The organism is Janthinobacterium sp. GW823-FHT06H09 (assembly GCF_058794735.1).
On record NZ_JBXAHC010000002.1, the window covers coordinates 208,865 to 231,361 of the forward strand.

Here is a 22,497-nt window from a genome sequence, read left to right on the forward strand (position 1 = left end):
GTATTTATGCTTTCTCCAACAAACACTTTACTGACCTCTCATGACTACCCTTCTTCAGCGTGACATTCAAACCTGGCGCGACATCGGCGGCCTGCACACGGCCGAGGAAATCGCCCATCAGCCCGCCATCTGGCGCGCGCTGGCCGGCATTTTGCGCAGCGAGCAAGCCAGCCTGGCCGCCTTTCTGGGCGATGCGCTGTCCCATCCACAGCAGCGCGTGATCCTGACGGGTGCCGGCAGCTCGGCGTATGTGGGCGAAATCGTCGTCGACACCCTGAATGCCGCCTGGCCCGCGCAGATCCGCGCCATCGCCACCACGACTTTGCTGACGCACCATGAGCTGTACCTGGAAGCGGATGCGCCCACCCTGCTCGTCTCGTTTGCCCGCAGCGGCGACAGCCCGGAAAGCCTGGCGGCCGTGGAACTGCTGCGCCAGGTCGTGCCCGGTGCGCGCTTCCTGAACATCACTTGCAACGCCGATGGCAAGCTGGCGCGCCAGGGCGCCAACGACAGCAATACATATAACTTGCTGATGCCGGAAGGCAGCTGCGACCGCGGCTTCGCCATGACCAGCAGCTTTAGCAGCATGCTGCTGGCGGCCCTGTCGGTACTGGGCAAGGACGTCGACGTGGCGCGCCTCGAGACCCTGGCGCAGCTGGGCGAAGACGCCCTGCGCGACTGGTCGGCTCCCGTGGCGGACCTGGGCTCGACACCCGTGCAGCGCGTGGTCTACCTGGGTAGCGGCCCGCTGGAAGCGCTGGCCAAGGAAGCGGCCCTGAAAATCCTGGAATTGACGGGCGGCCGCGTGATGGCGATGGCAAATACCCCGCTGGGTTTCCGCCATGGCCCGAAATCGGCCGTCACCACGGAGTCCCTGGTGATCCTGCTGCGCAGCAGCAAGCCACTGGCGCGCCAGTACGAATATGATTTGCTCAAGGAACTGCAGCGCGACAGCGTGGCGCAGACGTGCCTGACGGTCGGCATCGGCGGCGACCTGTCGGCCGACGCGCCGGCCTGGCCCGACGCCTGGCTGGCCCCGCTATGGCTGCTGATGGCGCAGCAATATGCGCTGCACCAATCCGCGCTGCTGCAACTGCGCCCCGACAATCCATTCGCCGGCGGCATCGTCAACCGTGTCGTGCAGGGCGTCACCATCTATGGCCATGACCAATTCTAATCACACGGCCGGCTACCACGGCATCGACATCGGCGGCAGCAAGATGGAGCTGGTCGCCTTTGCCGACCGCGACGGCGCACTGACCGAAACGTTCCGCGAGAGAGTCGCCACGCCGGGCGACGATTTTAGCGCCTTCGTGCAGGCGATCGTCGACCTGGTGGCGCGCGGCGACGCGGCGCTGGGCACGACGGCGCCCGTCGGCATCGGCTTGCCCGGCGTGATCGACAGCGCCAGCGGCCGGCAACTGAGCTCCAACGTGCCGGCCCTGAACGGCCGCCTGGTGGCGCAAACCCTGCAGCAAGCCTTGCAGCGCCCTGTCGCCATCGGCAACGATTGCCAGTGCTTCGCCTTGTCGGAAGCGCAAGGCGGCACGGCCGACCATGCCGCCAGCATGTTCGGCGCCATCCTCGGCACGGGCGCCGGCGGCGGCTATTGCGTGGGCGGCCAGCTGCTGCGCGGCTTGAACGGCGTGGCCGGCGAATGGGGCCACTGGAGCCTGCCCGCCTCCCTGCTGGCGCAGCATGGCCTGATCGATTACGCCTGCCCGTGCGGCAAGGCGGGCTGCCTGGAACGCTACGTTTCCGGACCCGCCATGAGCAAGCTCCACGCGCATTTCGGCGGCGACGGCGCCGAGCCGCTGGCCATCGTGGCACGCGCCAACATGGGCGACGCCGTGGCCGAACGCACGGTGGCCGTGCACCTCGACGTGCTGGGCCACGCGCTGGCCGGCCTGGTGCTGGCCTACGACCCGCACGTCATCGTGCTCGGCGGCGGCCTGTCGAAATTGCCGCACCTGTACGACAAGCTGCCGGCCGCCGTGAAGCGCCACCTGTTCCCCGGCGTGCACGTGCCGCCCATCCTGCCGCCCCGCTTTGGCGACGCCGGCGGCGCGCGCGGCGCGGCCCTTTTGATACGACAACATATAAAGGCGTCAACATGATGAAGCAAGCGGAAAACCCGAGTTTTACCCTGTCGCCCATCCAGCAAGTGATCAAGGCGCACCGCCGCGGCGAGCGCGTGGGCCTGTACGCCGTCTGCTGCAGCCACCCGAGCGTGCTGCGCGCCGCCATGCGCGTGGCCAGCGAGTACGACACCGTGCTGCTGGTCGAAGCGACCTCGAACCAGGTCGACCAGTTCGGCGGCTACACGGGCATGACACCAAACGTTTTCCGCGACACCATGCTGGCACTGGCCCGGGAACAGGGTTTCCCCGCCAGCCGTCTGGTGCTGGGCGGCGACCACCTGGGTCCGAACGCCTGGCAGCACCTCGACGCGGCCACCGCCATGGCCCACGCCGAGACCCTGATCGCCGCGTATGCGTCGGCCGGCTTCCATAAAATCCACCTCGATTGCAGCATGCGCTGTGCCGATGATCCCCTGCAGCTCGACGATGAAACCGTGGCCGCCCGTTCGGCGCGCCTGTGCATCGTCGCCGAAACGGCGGCCGCCGCCGCCGGCTTCGCGCCGCCCGTCTACGTGATCGGCACGGAAGTGCCGGTTCCCGGCGGCGAAGCGTCCTTGGCGCAGGCCGGCGCCGTCACCAGCCCGCAGGCCGCGCGCCGCACCCTCGACGTGCATTGCCGCGCCTTCCTCGACAACGGCCTGCACGACGCCTGGCGCCGCGTCATCGCCATGGTGGTGCAGCCGGGCGTCGATTTCGACCAGAGCAGCATCCAGCACTACGATGCGCAGGCCGCCGCCGAGCTGTCGGCCTTCGTGGCCGAGCAGCCTGGCCTCGTGTTCGAAGCCCACTCGACCGACTACCAGCGCGAATCGGCCCTGCACGCCATGGTGCGCGACCATTTCGCCATCCTGAAAGTGGGCCCGGCCGCCACCTTCGCCCTGCGCGAGGCACTGTTCGCCCTGTGCCAGATCGAGGAAGAACTGTTGCCGGCGCACGCCACCTCGCAGCTGATGCAGGTGCTCGACGACGTGATGGTGGCCAAGCCGAAAAACTGGATCAAGCATTACCTGGGCACGCCGGAAGAACAGCGATTGATGCGCCGCTACGGCTTGAGCGACCGTTGCCGCTATTACTGGGGCGAGCCGGAAGTGGCGGCCGCCGTCGGCAAGCTGCTGGCCAACCTCGATGCCGTGGCGATTCCACTGCCGCTGCTGAGCCAGCATTTGCCGGAACAGTATCTGGCCGTGGTGCAGGGCAGCCTGAAAGCGCAGGCACCGGCCTTGATCGAGCACAAGATCGGCAGCTTGCTGGCGCAATATGCGCGCGCCTGCAACCGCAATGCGGCAGTGGCTGTCATTGCCGAAGCGGCAATCTGTTAAGCTCGGTATTTTCATTTTTTACTGAGCCCGCCACCATGCGAAATACCAGCCAACGCCGTGAATCCATCCTCCAAATGCTTGCCCAGCAGGGCTCGGTGCAGGTGACCGATCTGGTGGAAAAGCTCGGCGTGTCCGCGGTCACCATCCGCAGCGACTTGAATGCGCTGGAAGCGCAAGGCATGGCCACGCGCAGCCACGGCGGCGCGACCCTGACGCGCACGCCGCCGCCCGAGCATACGATACGCCAGAAGGATGCCATCAACCACGAGCAGAAGGAGCGCATCGGCGCCTATGCGGCGCGGCTGGTGGAACCGGGCGACAACATCATCATCGACTCGGGCACCACCACCATCTCGCTGGCGCGCCATCTGCGCGACGCCACCGGCGTGACGGTGGCCACGAATGGCCTGAACATCGCGTGGGAGCTGGCCGACGCGCCCGGCGTGGACCTGATCCTCACGGGCGGCCTGCTGCGCAAGCAGTCGCTGTCGATCCAGGGCAGCCAGGCCGAAACCTGCTTGCAGGCCTACAGCTTCGACAAGCTGTTCCTGGGCGTGGACGGCTTCGACCTGCAGTTCGGCGTCACCACCCACCACGAAGCGGAAGCAAGCCTGAACCACAAGATGGTGGAACGGGCCAAGAAAATCATCGTCCTCACGGACGCCTCCAAGTTCGGCCGCGTCAGCCTGCACCGCATCGTGCAGCTGGACCGCGTCGATACCGTCATCACCGATGCCAGCATCAGCCAGGAATACCGCGAAGGGCTGCACAAGCTGGGCATCGAACTTTTTATAGCGGAATAACACATGCTGAGCGGCAGAATCCTTACCCCATCTGGCTGGATCACGGGCACCATCACTTTTGACCAGCGCATCGTCCAGATACAAGAAGACCCTGCCGCCGACAGCGCGCTCACCATCCTGCCCGGCTTCATCGACCTGCACGTGCACGGCGCGGCCGGCGTCGACATCATGGAAGGCGGCAACGCGGGCGCCACCGTGGCGCAGGTGCATGCGCGCCACGGCACCACGGCCTTGCTGGGCACCACACTGACGGCCAAGGAGCCGTCGATCGTGCGCGCGCTGCAAGGACTGGCCGGCGTTATCGCCGAACGTCCCGCCAACGGCGCACGCATGCTGGGCGTGCATCTGGAAGGACCGTTTTTGAACCTGCACCGCCTGGGCGCGCAGCCGCCCGACGTGGTGCAAGCGAGCCTGGCGCTGGTGCAGCGCTTCCATGCCATCGCCCCGATCAAGGTCTTGACCATGGCGCCGGAAATCCCCGGTCACCTGGAACTGATCCCGCAACTGGCGGCGATGGGCATCCGCGTGCAGATCGGCCACAGCGCCGGCACGTATGACGATGGCGTGGCCGCGCTCAAGGCCGGCGTGTCCGGCTTTACCCACCTGTACAACGGCATGACGGGCATGACGCACTACGACCCGGGCATGGTAGGCGCGGCGCTCGCGCATGCCGAATATGCGGAAATCATCCCCGACCTGCAGCACGTGGCCAAGGGCGCCCTGCGCGCGGCCCTGCGCGCCATCCCGCGCCTGTACGGCGTGACCGACGCCACCTCGGCCACCGGCATGCCCGACGGCGAATACGGCCTGGGCACACAGCGCGTCTATAAATGCATGGGCTGCGTGCGCCTGGCCACGGGCTCGCTGGCCGGCAGCGTGCTGACCATGGACCAGGCCCTGCGCAATTTCGTCGACCTGGGCCTGGACCTGGCCGACGCCTCGAACCGCCTCTCGCTGTACCCGGCCGATTATCTGGGCGAATCCGAACGAGGCCGTTTGGCACCGGGCGCCTGGGCCGATATCGTCGTCCTCGATTCCACACTACAGCCCGTGTCCGTCTTCGTCGAAGGCGCGGCCATCGATCTTTCCACCCGCTAGATTCCGTCTCTAGAACCAGCCCCCAACCTCAACCCCGTCCCGGAGTTACCATGCACGACACGTCACACAAGGCCCCCGTGTGGGCCATGCGCTACCTGCTATTTATTGCCGGCATGGGGGGATTGCTGTACGGCATAGACATCGGCATCATCGCCGGCGCCCTGCCCTACCTGGAATCGACGGCCTCCGTGGCCTGGAAACTGACGGCCCAGCAGCTGAGCTTTATCGTCGCCGCCGTGCTCCTGGGTTCGGTGCTGTCGTCACTGTTCGCCGGCGCCCTGGCCGACATCCTGGGCCGGCGCTGGGTGATGTTCCTGGCCGGCGCCCTGTTCAGCGCCAGCATCCCGCTGATCGCCCTGGCCGACGGCTACACGCCGCTGCTGCTGGGCCGCCTGCTGCAAGGCATCAGCGGCGGCTTGATCGGCGTCGTCGTGCCCCTGTACCTGGCCGAATGCCTGCCCGCGCAACAGCGTGGGCGCGGTGCCGCCCTGTTCCAGCTGCTGCTGACCATCGGTCTGGTAGCGGCCGCCCTGATCGGCCTGCTGCAGGCGCAAACGGTGGAAACGGCCACGCAAGCGGCGCAGTCGTTGCCGGAAGCGGGCCGCATCGCCGCCATCTTCGCGGCCAAGGACCACGCATGGCGCAGCATCTTCTGGGTCTGCCTGGCGCCTGGCCTCGTATTTACCGTCGGCGCCCTGCTGCTGGCCGAGTCGCCGCGCTGGCTGGCGCGCCGCGGCCGCGTCGAACAGGCGCGCCAGTCGCTGCTGCGCACGCGCCTGCCCGCCGCCGCCGACCTGGAACTGCGCGAAATGCTCGATACGCCCGAGAACGCGGCCAAGGCCAGCGGCCATGCCAGGGCAAAAGACCCGCTCTTGAGCCGCCGCTACGTGCTGCCCTTCCTGCTGGCCTGCCTGATCCTCGCCTGCACGCAGGCGACGGGCATCAATTCCATCCTCGCCTATGTCGTCAATATCCTGAACCAGGCGGGCCTGTCGGGCGCCTCGGCCAACATGGCGGACGTGCTGTTGAAGGTACTGAACGCCGTGATGACGGTGGTGGCCGTGCTGCTGGTCGACCGCAAGGGCCGCAAGTTCCTGCTGATGCTGGGCACGGGCGGCATCGTCGTCTCGCTGCTGGCGGCCGGCTTGCTGTTCCGCGGCGCCGAAGCCCACCTGGCCGACGTGCGCCCCGCCATCGCCGCCCAGGTGCAAAACGACGGCCTGGCCGTGCACCTCGATGCGGCCACCTTGACGGCCCTGGGCGCGGCCGCCGACGGCACGCCGCAGCAGCTGACCATCGCCTACGCCTACGGTCCGTTCACCAACGTGAAAAGCCTGCGCAGCGACGACCCCGTACTGCGCCAGGTGACGATCGCCCGCGAAGACGCCGTGCAGGCCGACAGCGTGATCGGCGTGTTCTTCCGCAAGCTGCACCTGAACCCGTTCGCCGACCCGGCCGCCGGACGCGAGGCGCCGCTGCGCATCGAGAAGGCCAGCCTGGGCCCCGTGCCCCCGTCCACGCACGGCTGGCTGGTGGCGATCGCCATCTGCGTGTTCGTCTCCAGCTTTGCCGTGGGACCGGGCGTGTGCGTGTGGCTGGCCCTGTCCGAGCTGATGCCGACCCGCATCCGCTCGAACGGCATGAGCATCGCCCTGCTGGTCAACCAGTTCGTCTCGACCGTGATCGCCGCCATCTTCCTGCCGACCGTGGGCTTGCACGGTTATTCGACCCTGTTCTTCTTCGGCGCCGGCTGCACCGTGCTGTACTTCCTGGCGGCCGCGTTTTTGTTGCCTGAGACCAAGGGCAAGACCCTGGAAGAGATCGAAGCGCACTTTTCCAAGTAAGCCCGAGTAACCAACTGTAGCAGTCTCCTTTCCAGCCCCGGCCCACCGTCCGGGGCTGTTTTTTTGCCTGCCGGGCAAGTTGACAGGGCTGGCGCGCACGGTAGCGTACGGTTTTCCTTCTGGAATCACGGGCGCGTGGGCTAGAATCTGGCTGCGTCGTGCTACTCACGAGGCGGCAATGGCGCCATGACAAAAACCACCAGGAGACACAGTGAGCTTATTTAGAACCAAGAATTTGGATGACATGATTGCCCACAGCAAGAAGCCGGGAGGTCTGGCCAAGGTGCTGGGACCGTTCGACCTTGTGCTCATGGGCATCGGCGCCATCGTCGGCACCGGTATTTTCGTACTCACCGGCACGGGTGCGCTGACGGCCGGCCCCGCCCTGTCGCTGTCCTTCGTCGTGGCGGCCGTCGCCTGCTGCTTCGCCGCCCTGTGCTATGCGGAATTCGCCTCCACCGTGCCAGTGGCCGGCTCCATCTACACCTACAGCTATGCCACCCTGGGCGAGCTGGCCGCCTGGATGATAGGCTGGGACTTGCTGCTCGAATACGGCCTGGCCGCGGCCGCCGTCTCCGTCGGCTGGTCCGGCTACTTCCAGTCGCTGCTGTCGGGCTTTGGCATCAGCTTGCCCGTGGCCCTGACGGCCGCACCGGGCGCCCTGCCCGGCGTGACCACCTTCATCAACCTGCCGGCCCTCGTCATCATGCTGCTGCTGACGGCCATGCTGGGCTGGGGCGTGCGCGAATCGGCGCGCCTGAACAACATCATGGTGGCCATCAAGGTGGGCGTGGTGCTGCTGTTTATTATCTTCGGCGCGCGCCACGTGCAGCCGGCCAACTGGCAGCCCTACATGCCGTTCGGCTACCACGGCATGCTGAGCGCCGCCGCCCTCGTCTTCTTCGCCTTCATCGGCTTTGACGCCGTCACCTCGGCCGCCGAGGAAGTCAAGAAACCGTCGCGCGACCTGCCCATCGGCATCATCGGCTCGCTGGCCGTGTGCGCCGTGCTGTACGTGGTCGTCTCGGCCATCATGACGGGCATCGTGCCGTACCAGAAATTCCTCGGCGTCGACCATCCCGTCTCCCTGGCCCTGCAGTATGCGGGCGAAAACTGGATCGCCGGCTTCGTCGACCTGGGCGCCATCCTCGGCATGACCACCGTGATCCTCGTGATGGCCTTCGGCCAGACGCGCATCATCTTCGCCATGTCGCGCGACGGCTTGCTGCCCAAGCGCCTGTCGACCGTGCACCCACGCTTCCACACACCGTTCTTCGCCACCTGGCTGGTCGGCATCGTCTTCGGCCTGATCGCCGCCACGATCCCGCTCAACATCCTCGCCGAGCTGATCAACATCGGCACCCTGGCCGCCTTCACCATGGTCTCCGTCGCCGTGGTGGTGCTGCGCAAGAAGCGTCCCGACCTGCCGCGCGCGTTCCGTTGCCCCGGCGTGCCGTTCGTGCCGGCGCTGGCCGTGATCCTGTGCGTAGGCCTGATGACCTTCCTCAGCTGGGTCACCTGGATGGCCTTTTCCATCTGGCTGGTGATCGGCCTGGCCATCTATTTCGGCTACGCGCGCCGCCGTTCGCTGCTGCATCCGCAACAGTAAGCCCGTCACTGCGCCATCGCAGTAAGATGGCGGTCACGCAACTGTGCAGACCGCCATCCATGCAACCTTCCCCCGACCTTATCGCCCAACTGGACCAGAGCACGGACCAGTTCAAGCGCGCGCGCCTGCGCAACATGCAGTGGCTGGCCGCCGGCCTGCTGCTGCTCGCCGCGCTGGTCTTCGCCGTTGCCCGCTCGCAACGGGGCGGCCATCCCGCATGGGGCTATGTGGAGGCATTCGCCGAAGCATCGATGGTGGGCGCGATCGCCGACTGGTTCGCCGTCGTCGCCCTGTTCCGCCACCCGCTCGGCATTCCCCTGTGGCATACGGCCATCATCCCGAACAGCAAGGCGGATATCGGGCGCAGCCTGGGCGCCTTCGTGGAAAACCATTTCATTACCGAGCAAGGCATCGCCGAGCGCATCGTGCAAGCCGATCCCGCTGCCCGCCTGGGCGCCTGGCTCAGTGACGAGGTCCATGCGCGGCAGCTGGGCATGGCCAGCGCCGGCGTGGTGAAACAGCTGCTGGCGATGGCCGACCATGACACGCTGGGCCGCCTGCTGCGCGAGCAGGCCAGCGGCTACCTCGGTCAATTGAATGTATCGGACGTGGCGGCCGACTGCATCGACGCGCTGATCGCGGACGGCAAGCCGCAGCAGCTGCTGGACTTCCTGCTCGACCGGGGCGCCGCCTACCTGGACGACGAGGCGCACCACGCCGCCATCGGCGACTTCGTGCTGGGCGCCTTCCAGATCGAAAACACGCTGGTGAAAAAAGCCGTGAAGGCGTACGAGCCGCGCATGATCGCCTCGCTGCAAAAATTCGCGCTCGCCGTGCGCATCGACCCCGCTCACCCGCTGCGCCAGCGCATCGCCGGCTGGATCGCCGACAGCGCGCTGCACCTGAAGGCCGACCCGCAGTGGCAGGACACGGTGCGCCGCTACCAGCTGCAGCTGATCGCCAGCGATACGGTGCAAGCGATGCTGGGCGAGCTGTGGGACGCCATCCGCGCGCGCGTGCTGGCCGACCTGCACGCCGACGCGCCCGTGCTGGCGCAAGCCGTCGCCAGCCTGGCGCGCAACACGGGTCAGGTGCTGGGCAAGGACGAGCATGCGCGGGCATGGCTGAACGGCGCCATCGTCGCCGGCAGCGGCGCGCTGGTACGGCGCTACCGGGGCGAAGTGGGCGCCTTCATCGCCGCCCGCCTGGACTTGTGGAGCAAGGAAGAAATGAGCGAGCGCATCGAACTGGCCATCGGGCGCGACCTGCAATTCATCCGCATCAACGGCACCATCGTGGGCGGCCTGGCCGGCCTGCTGATTCATGCCGTCAGCCAGGCGGTGTAAGCGGGCTTTTCCAGCGCCAGCGCCTGGCGCGGCATCACGCCAGCTGCGGTTTCAGCAGGCTCGTCACTGATAACTGCTTGCGCGGCGCGGCAGCCCGGGCTGCCGGCCGGGCTGCCGCGCCGGCCGCCACACTGCGCACCAGCTGGAAGGAATCGACCAGCGTCGCCAGTTGCACGGCCTGCTGCTGCATGCCGGCCGCGGCGGCGGCGGCCTGCTCGACCAGGGCCGCATTTTGCTGCGTCACGTCGTCCATCTGCGTGATGGCCTGGTTGATTTGTTCGATACCCTCGCTCTGCTCCTGGCTGGCCGCCGTAATGTCCGCCATGTAGCCGGCCACCTGGCGCACCGACTGCTCGATATCGCCCATCGTCTTGCCGGCGTCCTGCACCAGCCGGCTGCCCGCCCCCACCTTGTCCACCGAATCGCCGATCAGCACTTTGATTTCCTTGGCCGCCTGCGCCGAGCGGTGCGCCAGGCTGCGCACCTCGGACGCCACCACGGCAAAGCCGCGCCCCTGTTCCCCGGCCCGCGCCGCCTCGACGGCCGCATTCAGCGCCAGGATATTCGTCTGGAAGGCGATGCCGTCGATCACGCCGATGATGTCGACGATCTTGCGCGAGCTGTCCTGGATCGAGCCCATGGTGGCAATCACCTGCGACATGGCTTGTTCGCCCTTGTGCGCGGTCTCGGAGGCGGTATTGACGAGGCGGTTCGCCTCGCGCGCATTGTCGGCATTCTGCCTGACCGTGCCGGTCAGTTCTTCCATGGACGACGCCGTCTCTTCCAGTGCGCTGGCCTGCGACTCCGTGCGCCGCGACAGGTTCGCATTGCCTGCGGCGATTTCCTCCGCGCCGCGGCCCACCACGCCCGTCGATTCCTTGATTTGCCCGACCAGCAGCTTGACGTTCGTCTGCAGGACGCGCAGCGCCTGCGCCACCGCCGTCAGTTCGTCGTTGCCGCTGGCGCTGATGTTGCCCGACAGGTCGCCCGCGCTCATGCGCTCGATATCGCCGCGCATGCGCTCCAGCGGCACCACGGCCGCGCGCTGCACGGTGTAGCCGCCGGCCGCGCACGACACCACGCCGCAGAGAGTGCTGAACAGCATCGGCATGCCGGCGTGTCCCGACGCCACATAGGAGATGGCCGGCGCGGCAACGAACAGCAGCGCCAGCGAGCCGAACACGAGGGACATCCGGGCGCGCAGCGTCAATTGCGCCAGCGGATTCAGGCGCCGCACGAGCGAGCGGTGAATGGCCACGCCTTCGCGCACTTCCAGCGTCGTGCTGCCTTGCTTGATGGCCTGGTATGCCTGCTCGGCGGCGGCCACCTGTTCCCGGCTGGGCTTGACGCGGATCGAGGTGTAGCCCACCATCTGGCCATTTTCCAGCATCGGCGCGGCATTCGCTTCCACCCAGTAGTAATCGCCATTCTTGCAGCGGTTCTTGACCATGCCCGTCCACGCCTTGCCGCTCTTGATGGTGCGCCAGAAGTCGGCGAAGGCCTCGGCCGGCATATCCGGATGGCGCACGATGTTTTGCGGCGCGCCGATCAGCTCCTCGGCCGAAAAGCCGCTGATATCGATGAAATCCTGGTTGACATAGGTGATGTTGCCCTTCAGGTCAGTCTTCGATACCACCGTCTGACCGTCATGAAGCACATATTCCCTGTTCGTTACCGGCATATTTGTACGCATTTCTGTCTCCCCTGTCCTACACAAGCGAATGGCGGCGCCACCCGAAAAGAAGCGGGCTCGCGCCCTGGCCTGAACAACACTGCTCTTTCCTGTACAGATCCTGACAAGTGACGAGAGGCGCCTTGCCAACAACTTGCCTCTATTTGCCATCTTTTTGACTTAGATCAAATTCATTTTGCTCCATGATTTAACCAATTACAACATTTAAATAAAAAATTTAAACGAATTTATCACTTTTGAAATGATGACAAATGGATAGATTTTCGCCTCAACAGAGGAAAAACACAGCGTCTCGAGGCAATATTGCAAACAAGACGGCAGTTGCACGGCAAACACAAATCATTAAAATCATGAAATTCATTGCATTCTATTTTATTTGAGGTATGATGATTGATATGGGGAAACAAAAACGATGCGACGACATCGTGCCTTTCGCCACTCGGGAAATCCGCACCAATGTAGGGAGATACGCATGAACAAAGTCCTGGCCTTGCGCTTGCTCGACGCCGCAGAAGACGCTGCCGTCATCATCGACACCGCTTCACGCATCCAGTATGCGAACGACGCCATGTATGCGCTGAGCGGCTATGCGCAGGGCAGCCTGGCGGGCCAGCAGATCGAGGCGCTGCTGCCGGATGCCGTGCGCGAGCAGCATGGCGCGCAGATCGGCGCCTATCTGGCCGGCGAAAAGAAGTCCAGGGTACTCGGGCACAAACGCCATTTCGCCATTCGCCACCACGACGGCTCCATGCTGCCCATCGTGCTCAAGGCCATGGACCTGGGCAAGCTCGGCGACGAAAACTACATGGGCGCCTTTTTCATCGACCAGCGCCGCGAGCGCGCGCTCGAACAGCAGAATGCGGCCCGTTGGCAGCAGTTGCAGCGCATCGCCCTGAGCGACCCGCTGACCCATCTGCCCAACCGCCGCGCCTTCGAGGTCGAAGCCGTGCGCGCGGCCGCGCGTGCCAGACGCGCCCACACCCCACTGGCCATCGGCATCGCCGACATCGACTTCTTCAAACACGTCAACGACCAGCATGGCCATGCCGCCGGCGATGCCGTCCTGCAAACCATTGCCGCCGTGTTCCAGTTCCAGGCGCGGGCCTCGGACGTCGTCGCCCGCGTGGGAGGCGAGGAATTCGGTTTCCTGTTCCCGCATACGAACATGAGCATGGCCTGCCAGGTGGCCGAGCGCATACGCCGCGCCGTGGAAGAGACGCGTTTCGAGTTCGGCAAGCTGTCCATTCCGGTGACGATCAGCATCGGAATGGCGCCGCTGCCCGACAACGGCGACTGGAAGGCGGCCTTCATGCAAGCCGACGCCGCGCTGTACCAGGCCAAGAACAATGGCCGCAACCGCGTCGAGCAGGCTTGAATCCCGCCCGACACCCTTCGCAGTTTCATGCATCACGCAGCACCTGACAGGAGCAAGCACATGGAAACCATCACGACACATGCCGCAGCAGCGAGCCAGCTGGCGCAAGCGGATGCCCGGGAATTGCTGGTCTTCGGACTCGGCAAGGAAGAATATGCGATCGACATCGGCCTGGTGCAGGAAATCCGCGGCTACGGCGCCGTCACCCGCATCGCCAACGCACCCGCCTTCCTCAAGGGGTTCATCCACCTGCGCGGCAGCATCGTGCCGCTGGTCGACCTGCGCATCGCGCTGGGCCAGGCCGAACCCGCGTACGACGCCTCGACCGTGGTGATCATCCTGATCTTCGCGCATGGCGCCACCGGCATCGTGGTCGACCGCGTGGCTGACGTGGTGCCGCTGGCGCCGGCGCAGATCAAGCCGCGGCCGCAGCTGCACGGCTCGGCCATGGCCGGCCACGTGACGGCCATCGGCGCCCTCGACGAGCGCATGCTGATCGTGCTCGACATCGACAGCCTGCTGGCGGGCATGGGCATGCACGCCGGCGGAAAACTGGCGGCCTGAGCCAGCCACCAGCCACGCCACCACCCGAACCCGCCCCGCCGGAGACACCATGAGCATCCTGATCGTCGATGACAACGACACCAACCTGAGCCTGCTGGCGACCCTGGCGGGCAAGGCCAGCAGCATCGAACCCGTCTGCATGAACGATCCCGTCGATGCGCTGTACTGGTGCGAGTCGCATGTGCCGGACCTGGTCTTGCTCGACTACCGGATGCCCAGCCTGTCGGGCAACGAGTTCCTCAGCATTTTCCGCAAGATGCCGGGCATGGCCGACATCCCCATCATCATGGTGACCACCGAAAACGACCACGCCGTGCGCAAGCAGGCTTTTTCGCTGGGCGTGACGGAGTTCCTCACCAAGCCCGTCGACACCATCGAGTTCAGCCTGCGCGTGCGCAACCTGCTGGCCCTGCGCACGGCGCAAACCATGCTGGCCGACCGCGCCAAGCTGCTCGAACACGAAGTGGAACAGGCGATCGCCAACGTCACGGCCAGGGAGATGGAACTGGTCACGCGCCTGGCGCGGGCGGCCGAATTCCGCGACCCCGAAACGGGCGCCCACATCATGCGCATGGCGCGCTACTCGGCGCTGATCGCCAGGGAGCTGGGCCTCGACGCACAATGGCAGGACCTGCTGCTCAAGGCGGCGCCCATGCACGACGTGGGCAAGCTGGCCACGCCCGACCATATTCTGCTCAAGCCGGGGCGGCTGGACCCCGATGAGATGGCCATCATGCGCCAGCACGCGAAAATCGGCGGCCATATCCTCGCCGGCAGCGACTCGCCGCTGATCCGCCTGGCCGAGGAAATCGCCTGCGGCCACCACGAAAAATACGACGGCAGCGGCTATCCGGACGGCCTGGCGGAGGAGCAGATACCGCTGTCGGCGCGCATCGTCGCCGTGGCCGACGTCTTCGACGCGCTGAGTTCGGAGCGCCCGTACAAGCCGGCCTGGCCGTTGGCCCAGGCGCGCCAGTACCTGGAGCAAAACAGGGGCAGCCATTTCTGCCCGCGTTGCCTCGACGCCTTCCTGGGCGCCTGGGACGAGGTGCTGGCCATCCGCGACAGCCTGCCCGACCCCGTCCCGCAACACGCCCACCCACTGTAAGCGAGGAGCCCGCCATGCGCGTGCAACAACTGATCCTGAAAAACCATGCCGACTTCGATGCCGCCCTGGCGCCCCTGGCCACCATGGCGCCCGACCTGGTGCTGGTGTTCGGCGCCTGCCCCTACTTTGCCACGCCCGGCCTGAACGCGGCGCTGCGCCGCCAGCTGCCCGGCGCCGTCATCGCCGGCTGCTCCACGGCCGGCGAGATCGCCGGCAAGCGCGTCTACGACGACAGCTGCGTCATCACGGCCATCCGCTTCGCCCGCACGACGGTGGCGATTGCCGACGCCATCATCTGCGACATGGCGGACTCGCACGAGGCGGGCGAGCGCCTGGCGCAGGCGCTGCCGCAGGACGGTCTGACGGCCGTCTTCATGCTGGGCACGGGCGTGGCCATCAACGGCAGCGCCCTCATCGCCGGCCTGCAGGCGAACCTGCCGCCGGGCGTGACGGTGTCGGGCGGGCTGGCGGCGGACGGCGGCGCCTTTCGCCAGACCTGGACCCTGGGTCCGCGCGGCGCGGCCGACAATACCATCGTCGCCGTCGGCCTGTACGGCGAGCATATCCGCCTCGGCTACGGCAGCCATGCGGGCTGGGAAGCGTTCGGCCCCGCGCGCAAGGTGACGCGCTGCGTCGACAACGTGCTGTATGGCCTCGATGGCGCGCGGGCGCTCGACATCTACAAGCTGTACCTGGGCGACCATGCGCGCGATCTGCCCGCTTCCGGCCTGCTGTTCCCGTTTGAAATGCTCACGGCCGCGCATGAAAAAAGCAATGTCTTCCGCACCATCCTCGCCGTCGACGAAGACCAGGGTTCGCTGACCCTGGCCGGCGACATCCTCGCCGACGGCTACCTGAAGCTCATGCATTCCAGTACCAACCGGCTGATCGACGGGGCCGAGACGGCCGCGCGCGGCGTCGTGCCCCATGCCGATGCGCAGGGCGACCAGCTGGCCCTGCTGGTCAGCTGCGTGGGCCGCAAGCTGGTGATGGGCGACCGGGCCGAGGAAGAGGTCGAAGCGGTGGCCGACCTGCTGGGCGGCGCGTCCTGCATCGCCGGCTTTTACTCCAACGGCGAAATCGGCATCGCCCAGCCGCATGGCAGCTGCCAGCTGCACAACCAGACGATGACCGTGACTGTGTTGAGCGAAGCATGAACCGCACCCTCGCCCGCCAATTGAACCGCGTCTGCGATATCGACTCGGAAAGCGCCTGCGCCGCCTTGCTGGAACAGGCACAGGCACTGTGCGGGAAAGCCGACACGCCGCGTGAACTGGCCGGTTTCCTGGCCGGCTTGCCGGCCCTGCTGCAGCGCATCGACGGCGCCTACGATCAGTCCGAACGCGACCTGGACTTGCGCTCGCGCAGCCTGGAACTGAGTTCGAATGAACTGAGCATGACGAATGACCTGCTGCGTACGGAACTGGCCAGCCGCAACCGCGTGATCCAGTCGCTGCGCGTGGCGGCCGTGCGCCTGCTCGACAACGACGAATCCGGCCTGCACCTGCCGCAGGAAGGCGATATCGAGGGCCTGTCGGTGCTGCTGGCCGAACTGGTGGCGCAGCAGGAGCTGCGCCGCATCGAACTGCAGAACCAGCGCTTTGCGATGGACCAGCACGCCATTATCAGCGTCACCGATACGGCCGGCGTCATCATCTACGTCAACGACAAATTCTGCGCCATCAGCGGCTTCGCGCGCGAAGAGCTGGTCGGCCAGACGCACCGCCTGATCAACTCGCACACGCATACGGACGCCTTCTTTGCGCAGATGTGGCAAACCATTACGGCCGGCCGGGTCTGGCATGGCGAAATCTGCAACCACGCCAAGGATGGCGGGCAATACTGGGTGGACGCCACCATCGTGCCCTTCCTCGACGCGGCCGGCAAGCCATACCAGTACATCGCCATCCGCACGGAAATCAGCGACAGCAAGCGCATGGCCGAGACCATCGCGAAAAGCGAGCGCGAATACCGCAACGTCGTCAACAGCCTCAATGAGGTGGTCTTCCGCACGGATTTGCGCGGCGCCTGGACCTTCCTCAATCCCGCCTGGCACACCATCACCGGCTTCGACGCCGCCGACAGCCTGGGCAAGCATATCCTGCAATTCGTCGATGCGCGCGACCGCGAGCGCGCCGCGGCCGGCCTGGCCCAGCTGTTGGGCGGCCAGGTGGACAGCATGCGCCATGAAGCGCGCTATGTCACCCGCGACGGCGACGTGCGCTGGATCGACGTGTGCGCGCGCGCCGAACGCGATGGCCTGGGGCAGCTGGCCGGCATCACCGGCAGCCTGACGGACATCACGGAGCGGCGCCAGGCGGCGCGCGAGCTGCGGCACAACCTCAACTTCGTCGATGCGCTGATCGAGACCATTCCCATCCCCTTGTACCTGAAGGACGTGCACGGCCGCTACCTGCGCGCCAACCGCGCCTTTTGCGCCTTCTTCCATCTCGACCAGGCGCGCATCGCGGGCCTGACGGTGGCGGACATCCTGCCGCAGCAGCAGGCGCAGCAAGCGCGGCAGCACGACGTGGCGCTGCTGCAGGACCGGGGCAACCACACATATGAAGACCGGCTGATCGTCGGCACGCGGCAGGTCGATGTCCTGTGCAGCAAGGCGGCCCTGCTGAAGTCCGACGGCAGCCTGCACGGCCTGGTGGGCACCATCGTCGACATTTCCAGTCAGAAGGCGGCCGAGCGCGCGCTGCTGCTGGCCAAGGAAGTGGCCGAATCGGCCAGCCGCTCGAAGAGCGAATTTCTGGCCAACATGAGCCACGAGATCCGCACGCCGATGAACGGCATCCTGGGCATGACGGACCTGGTGCTCGATTCCGACCTCGATGCCCACCAGCGCAAGTACCTGGAAATCGTCAAGGCCTCGGCCGACGCCCTGCTGTGCATCATCAACGACATCCTCGATTTCTCGAAGATCGAGGCGGGCATGCTGACCCTGGAAAGCATCCCCTTCGACCTGCACCGGTTGATGCAGGAAACCATGCGCGCCCACGCCATGCGGGCGCAGGCCAGCGGCCTGGAACTGGTGCTCGACGTCGATCCCGCGCTGCCGCACACCCTGCTCGGCGACCCGGGCCGGCTGCGCCAGGTACTGACCAACCTGGCGGGCAACGCCATCAAGTTCACGCCGCAGGGCGAAGTGGTCGTCAGCGCCCGGCTGCGCGCCAGCGGCGACGGCATGGCCCGCCTGCGCCTGTGCGTGCGCGACACCGGCATCGGCATCGCCGCCGACATGCAGGAGGCCGTCTTCGACGCCTTCCAGCAGGAAGACGGTTCGACCACGCGGCGCTTCGGCGGCACGGGCCTGGGCCTGTCGATCACGCGCCGCCTGGTGACGATGATGGGAGGCCGCATCGGCCTGTCGAGCGAACTGGGCAAGGGCAGCTGCTTCACCGTGGACCTGGCCTTGCCCATCGGCGAACAGCAGCCCTTGCCGTCGCCCGGTGCCTCGCTGGCGGGACGCGCCATCCTGCTGGTCGACGACAATCCCAGCAGCCTGACCATCCTGCGCCGGATCTTCGAGCACAGCGGCGCCATGGTCACGGCCTGCGAGTCCGGCGAGGCGGCGCTGGAGCACTGCCGCGGCGCCTTGCCGGCGGACTGCATCATCATGGACTTCGCCATGCCCGGCATGAATGGCTTCGACACGGCATCGGCGCTGTCCGCCCTGCCCCACTGGAGCCAGGTCCCCGTCGTCGTGCTGTCGTCCTGCGGCAGCCTGGGCGACGCGGCGCGCTGCCGCGAACTGGGCATCGACGGCTACCTGCTCAAGCCTGCCAGTCCCGAGGAATTGCTGGCCATCACCATGAGCGTGCTGGGCACCTGCCGCGGCATGCCCAGCGCCGAGCCCGTGGCGACGCGCCAGACCGTAAGCGAAGGCACGCCCGGCCTGGACATCCTGCTCGTCGAGGACAACGCCATGAATCGCGAACTGGCCACCGTGCTGCTGTCGAACGCGGGCCACCGCGTCACGCATGCGGCCAACGGCCGCATCGCCCTCGATTGCCAGGCCGCCGGCCATTTCGACATGATCCTGATGGACCTGCAAATGCCGGAAATGGGCGGTTTCGAAGCCACCGCGCAGATACGCGCGCGCGAAGCGCAAGGCATGCCGAGAAGCGTCATCATCGCCATGACGGCCAGCGCCTTCGAAGGCGACCGCGAACGCTGCATCGCCGGCGGCATGGATGACTACCTGTCCAAGCCGTTCCGCGCGGCCGCCTTCCACAGTCTGATCGAGCAGCATGTGCTGAAAATAAACAAGCACACGCCGCGCTTCGGCTACGGCGCCGCGCTGGCCGAGGCCGACGCCGACGTGATCGACATCATCGGCGCATCGTTCCTGACCGCCCTGCCGGCGCAGCTGGCGGCCTTGCGGGCGGCCATGCAGGAAGGCGACCGGGCCACCGTGAGCCGGCAAGCCCACACCCTGGCCGGCCTGCTGGCCAACTTCCGCGCCGCGCCGGCCGTCGCCATCGCCGCAGCCATCGAGCGCGAAGCAGCCAAGGCGCCGCAGGACGCGTTGCTGGCGCGCCTCGATGCGCTGGAAGAGCAGTTGCGCCTGTTCGTGCAGGAAACGGAGGCGGCCATCCAGGCGGCAAGCCATATGCTGCACGCATCCGGCCAAACTTGATGTAGATCATAATTTTTTAAACAAGCTCTTGCTATCCTGTAAAAAAATGACAGGAGCCGTGGATGAGCAAGACGCAGCCGAGCGATGCGCAGCACAACGTGGAACATGAGCGCCTGGGCAGCGCCTGGCAAGGCGTACCGGCGCCCGACTACCCGGAAAGCGCGCCGGAAGGCGCCACCCTGGACCTGCTGCTGAATGCCTGGCTCGGCAAGTTTACGGGCGGTATTTCGCCGGCCGCGCTGGGCAACGCCTATGCCGACTGGCTCAGCCATCTGGCGCTGGCGCCATCGAAACAGCAGGCGCTGCTGCAGGAAGCGTGGAAGAAGATCGGCCGCTGGCAACAGTACGCCATGCAATCGGCCATCGCTGGCGGCGCCGCCGAGCCGCCGTGCATCGCGCCGCTGCCGCAGGACCGGCGCTTCGAAGACCCGGCCTGGCGGCGCTGGCCCTACAACCTGGTCTACCAGGGCTTCCTGCTGCAGCAGCAATGGTGGCACCGCGCCACCACGGGCGTGCGCGGCGTCGCGCCGCACCACGAGGATGTCGTCACGTTCACCGTGCGCCAGTGGCTCGACATGCTGGCGCCGTCGAACTTCCTGCTGACCAATCCCGTGGTGCAGCAAGCGACCCTGGCAAGCGGCGGCGCCAACCTGACGCGCGGCATGATCCACGCGGCCGAGGACTGCCAGCGCGCCGCCATGGGTGCGCATGCGCCCGACCGGCGCACGTATAAAGTGGGCGTGAACGTGGCCGTCACGCCGGGCAAGGTGGTCTACCGCAACGACTTGATCGAATTGATCCAATACGCGCCCGCGACCGCCCGGGTGCATGCGACGCCCCTGCTGTTCGTGCCGGCATGGATCATGAAGTTCTATATTCTCGACCTGTCGCCGCACAATTCGCTGGTGCGCTACCTGGTGGGCCAGGGCCACACGGTGTTCATGATTTCCTGGAAAAATCCGCTGGAAGAAGACCGCGAGCTGTCGCTGGAAGACTACCGTCAGCTGGGCGTGATGGAGGCGCTCGACGCCGTCATCCGCATCACGGGCGCGCCGCAGGTGCACGCGGCCGGCTATTGCCTGGGCGGCACCCTGCTGGCGATCGCCGCCGCGACAATGGCGCGCGACGGCGATATGCGCCTGGCCAGCCTGACCATGCTGGCCTCGCAAGTGGACTTCAAGGAGCCGGGCGAACTGTCGCTGTTCATCGACGAGAGCCAGGTCAGTTTCCTGGAAGCGGCCATGTGGAAGCAGGGTTATCTCGATACGAAACAGATGGCGGGCGCCTTCCAGCTGCTGCGCTCGAACGACCTGATCTGGTCGCGCCAGCTGCGCCATTATCTGCTTGGCCTCGACGAACAGGATAGTGACCTGATGGCCTGGAATGCGGATGCCACGCGCATGCCCTGCCGCATGCACTCGGAATACCTGCGCCGTCTGTTCCTGCACAACGACCTGGCCGAAGGGCGCTACCGCACGGCCGGCCGCCACATCGCCCTGCCCGACATCAAGGCGCCCGTCTTCGCCGTCGGCACCCTGACGGACCACGTGGCGCCGTGGCGCTCCGTCTACAAGCTGCAGCTGCTGACCGACACGGACGTCACTTTTTTGCTCACCTCGGGCGGCCACAATGCGGGCGTGGTCTCGCCGCCGGGCCAGCCGCACCGCAGCTACCAGCTGGCCACGCACCGCCACGACGCGCCCTACATCGACGCGGACAGCTGGCAGCGCGAGGTGGCGCACCATGACGGTTCGTGGTGGCCCGCCTGGCAAGCCTGGCTGGCAGAACGCCCTGGCGCGCAAGCGGCGCCGCCGGCCATGGGACCCGACTTGGGCGATGCGCCGGGCAGCTACGTGCTGCAGACCTGACAACCAACAACCGAGGAAAACGCCATGCCCTACACCACCCTGCTGGTCCACGTCGACAATTCCCGCCACTGCGCCCAGCGCATCCGCCTGGCCGTGCGCCTGGCCGTTGCCGAAGGCGCGCACCTGATCGGCTCGGCCATGAGCGGCATTTCGCGCTACGCATATGGCGGCGGCGTCAACGCGCTGCAGTTTGCACCGGCGCAGATGCAGGCGCTGCGCACCCAGGCCAGCGAGGCCTTGCACGACTTCGAGCGCATTGCCCGCGAGGAAGGCCTGGGCACCTACGAAACGCGCTTCGTCGACGACGATGCGCAAGGCGCGCTGCTGCTGCAGGCGCGCTATTGCGACCTGCTGATCCTGGGCCAGACGGATGCGCAGGATACGCCGTCGCGCGTCATCGCCGGCACGGCCGAATACCTGATGCTCCATTGCGGCCGGCCCGTGCTGATGGTGCCGCACGCGCCTTGCGCCGCGCCAGCGGGCATCGCGCAGCATCCGCTGCTGGCCTGGAACGGCAGCGCCGAAGCGCTGCGCGCCATCACCGATGCGCTGCCGCTGCTGCAACGGGCCCGGCAAGTGACCCTGGCCGTCGTCAATTCGCACGCCCAGCCGGCCGCACACGGCGAGCAGCCGGGCGCCGACCTGGCCCTGTACCTGGCGCGCCACGGCGTCAACGTCGAGGTGCTGCAGCACGACACGCCGCCGGGCCAGGACGTGGGCACGGCCCTGCTGGCCATGGCGGCCCAGCGGCACTGCGACCTGGTCGTGATGGGCTGCTACGGCCACATGCGCCTGCGCGAGGCGCTGCTGGGCGGCGTCACGCGCACGGTGCTGCAAGAGATGACGTTACCGGTGCTGGTGTCGCACTAGCGGGGCCGGCAGGCCATCGGCCTTCCTTCACGGGAGTACGGCATGAGCAGCGCATCGGCCGCCAGCACGCGTTGCCACGCCCGCCGCCTGCTATTGCCGGGCACAGCCGCATTGACGGCCCTTCTGCCTTCGGCGACCCGGACCGCAAGCATAAACCCAGCAGCCTCGCCTCGCTGACCTCGCGTCCCGTGGAGTTGGCCGCGCTGATCCT

The 22,497-nt window shown here is 66.6% G+C and carries 16 protein-coding genes; 15 read left to right on the forward strand and 1 reads right to left on the reverse strand.

What is annotated here, in order from left to right; genetic code table 11:
* Window positions 1–40: 40 nt before the first annotated feature.
* The 8 genes from AC1Q6X_RS03460 (at window position 41) to AC1Q6X_RS03495 (ending at window position 10,160) form a co-directional block, all read left to right on the forward strand.
* On the forward strand, window positions 41–1,177 hold the full coding sequence (locus AC1Q6X_RS03460) for an AgaS family sugar isomerase (RefSeq protein WP_492495130.1): 1,137 nt from the start codon (window positions 41–43) through the stop codon (window positions 1,175–1,177).
* Window positions 1,164–2,117, forward strand: coding sequence for an ROK family protein (locus AC1Q6X_RS03465; RefSeq protein WP_492495132.1), 954 nt, complete (start codon window positions 1,164–1,166; stop codon window positions 2,115–2,117). Before AC1Q6X_RS03460 ends, AC1Q6X_RS03465 begins: the two co-directional genes overlap by 14 nt.
* Window positions 2,117–3,460: a D-tagatose-bisphosphate aldolase, class II, non-catalytic subunit gene (locus AC1Q6X_RS03470; protein ID WP_492495398.1), complete on the forward strand. Its 1,344-nt coding sequence runs from the start codon at window positions 2,117–2,119 to the stop codon at window positions 3,458–3,460. Before AC1Q6X_RS03465 ends, AC1Q6X_RS03470 begins: the two co-directional genes overlap by 1 nt.
* A gap of 35 nt (window positions 3,461–3,495) precedes the next feature.
* Entirely contained in the window at window positions 3,496–4,263 is a 768-nt protein-coding gene (locus AC1Q6X_RS03475; RefSeq protein WP_070223655.1) for a DeoR family transcriptional regulator, read from the forward strand.
* Window positions 4,264–4,266: 3 nt separating this feature from the next.
* Window positions 4,267–5,361, forward strand: coding sequence for an N-acetylglucosamine-6-phosphate deacetylase (locus AC1Q6X_RS03480; RefSeq protein WP_492401625.1), 1,095 nt, complete (start codon window positions 4,267–4,269; stop codon window positions 5,359–5,361).
* 50 nt (window positions 5,362–5,411) lie between these two features.
* Window positions 5,412–7,205 (forward strand): MFS transporter, encoded by a 1,794-nt coding sequence (locus tag AC1Q6X_RS03485; protein WP_492495135.1) that lies wholly within the window; start codon window positions 5,412–5,414, stop codon window positions 7,203–7,205.
* Between the two features lie 211 nt (window positions 7,206–7,416).
* Window positions 7,417–8,814, forward strand: coding sequence for a branched-chain amino acid transporter BcaP (gene bcaP / locus AC1Q6X_RS03490; protein ID WP_492495136.1), 1,398 nt, complete (start codon window positions 7,417–7,419; stop codon window positions 8,812–8,814).
* Between the two features lie 59 nt (window positions 8,815–8,873).
* A complete protein-coding gene (locus AC1Q6X_RS03495) occupies window positions 8,874–10,160 on the forward strand; it encodes a DUF445 domain-containing protein (RefSeq protein WP_492495138.1) in 1,287 nt (428 codons plus the stop codon).
* 34 nt (window positions 10,161–10,194) lie between these two features.
* On the opposite strand, the gene AC1Q6X_RS03500 is transcribed toward AC1Q6X_RS03495, so the two are convergent.
* Complete coding sequence (locus AC1Q6X_RS03500) at window positions 10,195–11,853, reverse strand: methyl-accepting chemotaxis protein (protein WP_492495140.1); 1,659 nt, start codon at window positions 11,851–11,853, stop codon at window positions 10,195–10,197.
* A 472-nt stretch (window positions 11,854–12,325) separates the two neighbouring features.
* Here AC1Q6X_RS03500 and AC1Q6X_RS03505 point away from each other — a divergent pair, with 472 nt between their 5' ends.
* The 7 genes from AC1Q6X_RS03505 to AC1Q6X_RS03535 all read left to right on the forward strand — a co-directional run bounded on the left by AC1Q6X_RS03505 (window position 12,326) and on the right by AC1Q6X_RS03535 (window position 22,286).
* Window positions 12,326–13,228 carry a GGDEF domain-containing protein gene (locus AC1Q6X_RS03505; RefSeq protein WP_070288158.1) on the forward strand — a complete coding sequence of 301 codons (903 nt, stop codon included), beginning with the start codon at window positions 12,326–12,328 and terminating at the stop codon, window positions 13,226–13,228.
* Window positions 13,229–13,288: 60 nt separating this feature from the next.
* Window positions 13,289–13,792 (forward strand): chemotaxis protein CheW, encoded by a 504-nt coding sequence (locus AC1Q6X_RS03510; protein WP_070313615.1) that lies wholly within the window; start codon window positions 13,289–13,291, stop codon window positions 13,790–13,792.
* A 49-nt stretch (window positions 13,793–13,841) separates the two neighbouring features.
* Complete coding sequence (locus AC1Q6X_RS03515) at window positions 13,842–14,900, forward strand: HD domain-containing phosphohydrolase (protein ID WP_070288156.1); 1,059 nt, start codon at window positions 13,842–13,844, stop codon at window positions 14,898–14,900.
* 14 nt (window positions 14,901–14,914) lie between these two features.
* Entirely contained in the window at window positions 14,915–16,057 is a 1,143-nt protein-coding gene (locus tag AC1Q6X_RS03520; RefSeq protein ID WP_492495143.1) for an FIST signal transduction protein, read from the forward strand.
* A complete protein-coding gene (locus tag AC1Q6X_RS03525; protein ID WP_492495145.1) occupies window positions 16,054–19,548 on the forward strand; it encodes a PAS domain S-box protein in 3,495 nt (1,164 codons plus the stop codon). The genes AC1Q6X_RS03520 and AC1Q6X_RS03525 overlap by 4 nt, the downstream gene beginning before the upstream one ends.
* Window positions 19,549–19,610: 62 nt before the next feature.
* A complete protein-coding gene (locus AC1Q6X_RS03530; RefSeq protein WP_492495147.1) occupies window positions 19,611–21,416 on the forward strand; it encodes a PHA/PHB synthase family protein in 1,806 nt (601 codons plus the stop codon).
* 24 nt (window positions 21,417–21,440) lie between these two features.
* Window positions 21,441–22,286, forward strand: a complete 846-nt coding sequence (locus AC1Q6X_RS03535) for a universal stress protein (RefSeq protein ID WP_070288151.1) — start codon at window positions 21,441–21,443, stop codon at window positions 22,284–22,286.
* Window positions 22,287–22,497 lie beyond the last annotated feature (211 nt).

Bases quoted from the DNA above. Each gene is read 5' to 3' on its own strand.
- AC1Q6X_RS03460 (WP_492495130.1), top strand. From the start codon at position 41: ATGACTACCCTTCTTCAGCGTGACATTCAAACCTGGCGCGACATCGGC.
- AC1Q6X_RS03465 (WP_492495132.1), top strand. From the start codon at position 1,164: ATGACCAATTCTAATCACACGGCCGGCTACCACGGCATCGACATCGGC.
- AC1Q6X_RS03470 (WP_492495398.1), top strand. From the start codon at position 2,117: ATGAAGCAAGCGGAAAACCCGAGTTTTACCCTGTCGCCCATCCAGCAA.
- AC1Q6X_RS03475 (WP_070223655.1), top strand. From the start codon at position 3,496: ATGCGAAATACCAGCCAACGCCGTGAATCCATCCTCCAAATGCTTGCC.
- AC1Q6X_RS03480 (WP_492401625.1), top strand. From the start codon at position 4,267: ATGCTGAGCGGCAGAATCCTTACCCCATCTGGCTGGATCACGGGCACC.
- AC1Q6X_RS03485 (WP_492495135.1), top strand. From the start codon at position 5,412: ATGCACGACACGTCACACAAGGCCCCCGTGTGGGCCATGCGCTACCTG.
- AC1Q6X_RS03495 (WP_492495138.1), top strand. From the start codon at position 8,874: ATGCAACCTTCCCCCGACCTTATCGCCCAACTGGACCAGAGCACGGAC.
- AC1Q6X_RS03500 (WP_492495140.1), bottom strand. From the start codon at position 11,853: ATGCGTACAAATATGCCGGTAACGAACAGGGAATATGTGCTTCATGAC.
- AC1Q6X_RS03505 (WP_070288158.1), top strand. From the start codon at position 12,326: ATGAACAAAGTCCTGGCCTTGCGCTTGCTCGACGCCGCAGAAGACGCT.
- AC1Q6X_RS03510 (WP_070313615.1), top strand. From the start codon at position 13,289: ATGGAAACCATCACGACACATGCCGCAGCAGCGAGCCAGCTGGCGCAA.
- AC1Q6X_RS03515 (WP_070288156.1), top strand. From the start codon at position 13,842: ATGAGCATCCTGATCGTCGATGACAACGACACCAACCTGAGCCTGCTG.
- AC1Q6X_RS03520 (WP_492495143.1), top strand. From the start codon at position 14,915: ATGCGCGTGCAACAACTGATCCTGAAAAACCATGCCGACTTCGATGCC.
- AC1Q6X_RS03525 (WP_492495145.1), top strand. From the start codon at position 16,054: ATGAACCGCACCCTCGCCCGCCAATTGAACCGCGTCTGCGATATCGAC.
- AC1Q6X_RS03530 (WP_492495147.1), top strand. From the start codon at position 19,611: ATGAGCAAGACGCAGCCGAGCGATGCGCAGCACAACGTGGAACATGAG.
- AC1Q6X_RS03535 (WP_070288151.1), top strand. From the start codon at position 21,441: ATGCCCTACACCACCCTGCTGGTCCACGTCGACAATTCCCGCCACTGC.